The sequence below is a fragment of the Agromyces binzhouensis genome (assembly GCF_004135055.1).
GTDB lineage: Bacteria > Actinomycetota > Actinomycetes > Actinomycetales > Microbacteriaceae > Agromyces > Agromyces binzhouensis.
On sequence record NZ_SDPL01000241.1, the window covers coordinates 1 to 4,656 of the forward strand.

General features: G+C 71.3%; 5 protein-coding genes. 2 read left to right on the forward strand and 3 right to left on the reverse strand.

The window, feature by feature from the left end:
* From ESO86_RS11655 to ESO86_RS11665, 3 genes are all read right to left on the reverse strand, one after another.
* On the reverse strand, window positions 1-363 hold a 363-nt coding region (locus ESO86_RS11655), incomplete at its 3' end, for a dihydrofolate reductase family protein (RefSeq protein ID WP_242492332.1).
* Window positions 360-1,235: a dihydropteroate synthase gene (gene folP / locus ESO86_RS11660; protein WP_129235188.1), complete on the reverse strand. Its 876-nt coding sequence runs from the start codon at window positions 1,233-1,235 to the stop codon at window positions 360-362. The genes folP and ESO86_RS11655, both read right to left, overlap by 4 nt.
* 5 nt (window positions 1,236-1,240) lie before the next feature.
* Window positions 1,241-2,476: an NAD(P)/FAD-dependent oxidoreductase gene (locus ESO86_RS11665; RefSeq protein WP_129235185.1), complete on the reverse strand. Its 1,236-nt coding sequence runs from the start codon at window positions 2,474-2,476 to the stop codon at window positions 1,241-1,243.
* 112 nt (window positions 2,477-2,588) lie between these two features.
* On the opposite strand from ESO86_RS11665, the gene ESO86_RS11670 reads away from it, so the two are divergent.
* Window positions 2,589-3,278 carry a response regulator transcription factor gene (locus ESO86_RS11670; RefSeq protein ID WP_129235187.1) on the forward strand — a complete coding sequence of 230 codons (690 nt, stop codon included), beginning with the start codon at window positions 2,589-2,591 and terminating at the stop codon, window positions 3,276-3,278.
* Between the two features lie 41 nt (window positions 3,279-3,319).
* On the forward strand, window positions 3,320-4,656 hold a 1,337-nt coding region (locus tag ESO86_RS11675; protein WP_165307710.1), incomplete at its 3' end, for a sensor histidine kinase.

Here is a 4,656-nt window from a genome sequence, read left to right on the forward strand (position 1 = left end):
GAGCCGCGACGACACGACCGCGAAGCGCGGCTGCGGTTCCCGACCGCGCGCGGCACGCCACGCGGCATCCGACTCGACGACCGCTGCGCCGCCGTAGCCCTCGGCGCGGACCGTGCCCGACCCGACGAGCACCACGTCGGCGTGCGATCGCAGCACCGACATCAGCCTCTGGTCCTCCGGGTCGCCGAGCCCGCCGCTGCGACCGCCGAGGCTCGCCGCGCCGTCGAGGCTCTCGACCATGTTGGCCCGGCAGAACACGGCGTCCGGGCCACCGCCCGAGTCGACGACGTCGACCGCGTACGCGGCGTGCATCCGATCCGCGTCGAACGGCGCGCGGTCGGCCGCCGTGATCCCGGCGCTCACGCCGAACCGTCCGGCTGCAGGTTGTGCTCGAGGAAGGCCGGCTCGCGCCATCCCTCGATCGCCTCGACCATCCGGACCGCGTCGACGGTCTCGCGCACGTTGTGCACGCGGACGATGCGGGCGCCCCGCCCGATGCAGTAGACCGCCGCGGCGAGGGAGCCGGCGAGCCGGTCGCGACGGTCCCGGCGCCCGAGGCTCTCGCCGACGAAGTCCTTGTTGGAGAGCGCGACGAGCAAGGGAGGCCCGACCGCCGAGATCTCGTCGAGGCGCCTGGTGAGCTCGAGCGAGTGCAGGGTGTTCTTGTTCAGGTCGTGCCCCGGATCGATCACGATGCGCTCCTCGGGCACGCCGCGGGAGCGGGCGAGGTCGATCCGATCGCGGAGGAACGCGGCGACCTCCGCGACGACGTCCCCGTACCGGGGCATGGGGTGCGGTGTCCGCGGCGCGGCGAGGCTGTGCGTGATCACGATCGTCGCGTCGCTGTCGGCGACGACCTCGGCCATGGCGGGGTCGTGGATCCCGGTCGTGTCGTTGATCACGTGCGCACCGGCCGCGATCGCCCGCCGGGCGACCTCGGGGTGGAAGGTGTCGACGGAGACGACGGCACCCGATCCGGCGAGCGCCGCGACCACGGGAACGACGCGATCCGCCTCCTCGTCGACCGGGATCGGAGGTCCGGGCGCGAACTTCGCACCGCCGACGTCGATCCAGTCGGCGCCATCGGCCAGCGCCGCGTGCGCGGCCTCGAGGGCGCGGTCGAGGGCGAAGGTCGCCCCGCGGTCGTAGAACGAGTCGGGCGTGCGGTTCACGATCGCCATCACCGCGACCTGCCTCGCGAAGTCGAAGTCGCGCGGGCCGATGCGCCTGACCATGCCGCTCACGCGGCGGCGCCGATCTCGGCCAACGGCGTTCCCGTGTCGGCGAGCGCCGTCGGATCGATCGCGACGCGCGTGCGGATGAGCCGTTGCACCTCCTCGTTCACGTCCCACACGTTCACGTTCATCCCGGCGACGACCCGTCCGTCGAGGACCCAGAAGGCGATGCACTCGCGTGCGGCGAGGTCACCGCGCACGACGAGGTCCGCCCGGTCGGCGAGCTCGCCGTAGCCCGAGTGCTCCATGCCGAGGTCGTACTGGTCGGTGTAGAAGTAGGGGATCTCGTCGTACTCGAGCCGCTCCCCCGCGAGCACGCGCCCGACGGCGCGCCCGCTCGCGTCGGCGTTCGCCCAGTGCTCGACGCGCAGCCGGTGCCCGAGCGTCGGGTTGAACACGTTCGCGACGTCGCCGGCGGCGTAGACCCCGTCCGCGCTCGTGCGGAACGCGGCATCCGTCACGATGCCGTCGTCGACGGTCAGGCCGGCGGATGTCGCGAGCCCGACGTTCGGCGTCGCCCCGATGCCGACGACGACGAGGTCGGCCGCGATCTCCTCGCCCGTCGAGAGCACGACGCCGCGCACGCGGCCGCGCTCGCCACGGATGGCCGACACCGCGACCTCGGTGCGCACGTCGACGCCGTGCTCGCGGTGCAGTCCGGAGAACATGCCCCCGAGCTCGCGCCCGACCGCGCCGACGAGCGGTGCCTCGCTGCGTCCGAGCACGGTGACGGCGTTCCCGTACCCGCGGGCGGCCGCGGCGACCTCGAGCCCGATCCAGCTGGAGCCGATGACGACCACGCGCCGGTCGCCCGCGCGGAGCGCGGTCCGCAGCCGCGTGGCATCCGGCAGCGAGCGCAGCAGGTGGATTCCTCGCAGCCCGGCACCGGGACCGTCGAAGCGTCGCGGCGATGCGCCCGTCGCGACCAGCAGCCGGTCCCAGGCGAGCTCGCCCGCATCGGTCGCGAGCGTGCGCCCACCGGGATCGAGCGCGGTCGCACGCACGCCGATGCGGAGCTCGACGTCGTGGTCGCGGTACCAGGCGGCATCCAGCGGGTAGATCGCGCCGGACGGTTCGTCGCCGGCGAGGTATCCCTTCGAGAGGGGCGGCCGTTCGTACGGGCGGCGCCGTTCCTCGGTCACCACCACGATCTCGTCGTCGACCCCGTGCTCGCGCATCGATTCGACCGCCCGCGCGGCCGTGAGGCCTCCGCCGACGACCACCACTCGTTCGCGTGCCATGTCGCGAGTCTTGCACGGCCGCCCGCGGGCGTCGAAAGCTCAGGGCATCCGCTCGAATCCCATTCGAGCAATTCCCAGCCAAGTTCCAGCCCACGCGCAGCAGAATCGTTGCATGAGCGACGGACCTCGCATCCTCATCGTCGACGACGAGCCCAACATCCGCGACCTGCTGACGACGAGCCTCAGGTTCGCGGGCTTCGCGGTGCGCGCGGTGGCCAACGGCGCGCAGACCATCTCGGCCGTGCTCGAGGAGGAGCCCGACCTGATCATCCTCGACGTCATGCTGCCCGACATGAACGGCTTCGGCGTCACCAAGCGACTGCGGTCGGCCGGGTACACGGCGCCGATCCTCTTCCTCACCGCGAAGGACGACACGGAGGACAAGATCACGGGCCTCACGGTCGGCGGCGACGACTACGTCACGAAGCCGTTCAGCCTCGACGAGATCGTCGCGCGCATCCGCGCCATCCTGCGCCGCACGATGCACGCCGAGGAGGATGCGGTGATCCGCACCGGCGAGCTCACGATGGACCAGGACACGCACGAGGTGCTCGTCGGCGATACGCCGGTCGAGCTCTCCCCCACCGAGTTCAAGCTGCTTCGCTACCTCATGCTGAACCCGAATCGCGTGCTGTCGAAGGCCCAGATCCTCGACCACGTGTGGGAGTACGACTTCAACGGCGACGCCGGCATCGTCGAGAGCTACATCTCGTACCTGCGACGCAAGCTCGACCAGCACTCCTCCGAGCCGCTCATCCAGACCAAGCGCGGCTTCGGGTACATGCTGAAGTCGAAGTCCTAGTACAGGCCCGGTACAGGGAGGATCCGTAGACTCGGCCCGCCATGCACCAGACCCTCGCCGACCGTTGGAGCCGGATCTCGCTCCGGACCAAGATCACGGGCGTCACCGTGCTCATGCTGACGCTCGGCCTCCTGGTCTCGGGCATCGGCACGGCGGCGATGCTGCGGTCGTACGTCGAGTCGCAGCTCGAGACCAAGCTCGAGTCGATCGCGTCGAGCAAGATCTCCGAGTACCTCACGCGCGGCGACGGCGGGTCGTCGGGGTCGGAGGGCGGAGCGTTCGACTTCAACGCCTCGGATGACGTCTTCGTCGCGATCTACGATGCGAACTCGGGCACGTTCCTCGCGCACAACTGGGGCACGCGCGACCCGGGCGTGTTCCCGCTCATCCCCAAGCGGCTGACGCAGGCCGATGTCTACTCGCAGAACGCCGGCGGCGGCTACCGCGTCTTCTCGCTCCCCGACGCCAACGGCGACCTCACGTTCCGCGGCGTGTACGCGGTCATGTACGCGGACGACCAGGGCAACCTCGCACCGATCCTCATCGCGATCTCGTCGCAGGACACCGAGCGGCTGCTCGCCGCGTACCTCACGATCTTCCTCGGCTTCGGCATCGGCGTCGTGCTCGTCGGCGCGCTCCTGACGCGGATGCTCGTCACGACGACGTTCACGCCGCTGCGCGAGGTGGAGGCGACGGCCGCCGCCATCGCCGACGGCGACTTCGGCCAGCGTCTCGGAGGGGCGACGCCGAACACCGAGGTCGGGCGACTCAATCGCTCGCTCAACACGATGCTGAACCGCATCGACCGGGCGTTCCGGGATCGAGCGCGGACGATCGACCAGATGCGGCGCTTCGTGGGGGATGCCTCGCACGAGCTCCGCACGCCGCTGGTCTCCGTGCGCGGCTACGCCGAGCTGTACCGCATGGGCGCGTTGCAGAACCCGGAGGACGTGGCCCAGGCGATGGATCGCATCGAGAAGGAGGCCGTCAGGATGGGCGGCCTCGTCGAGGACCTCCTCGCGCTCGCGCGGCTGGACGAGGCGAAGCCGCTCGACCTGGCCGAGGTCGATCTCGTGCCGCTCGCGCGCGACGCCGCGCTCGACACCATGGCCGCGAATCCCGGACGCACCGTGACCGTGATCGCGCCCGAGGCGATCGAGACCGGTTCGACCGAGGTCGTGTCGGCCGACGTCGAGGTCGACCTGGACTCGGCGTCGACGCGATCGTCCGGTCCCATGGCGTTCGCCGGAGCCACGCTCGCCCGGCTGCGCGGCCGGAGGGCGAACGAGCAGGGCGACGAGGACGGCGCCTCGGCCCGCCCGGGTCGTCGTGGCGGTCGTGCCGCGACGACGGCGCGATCTGGCCGCGGCGGATCGGC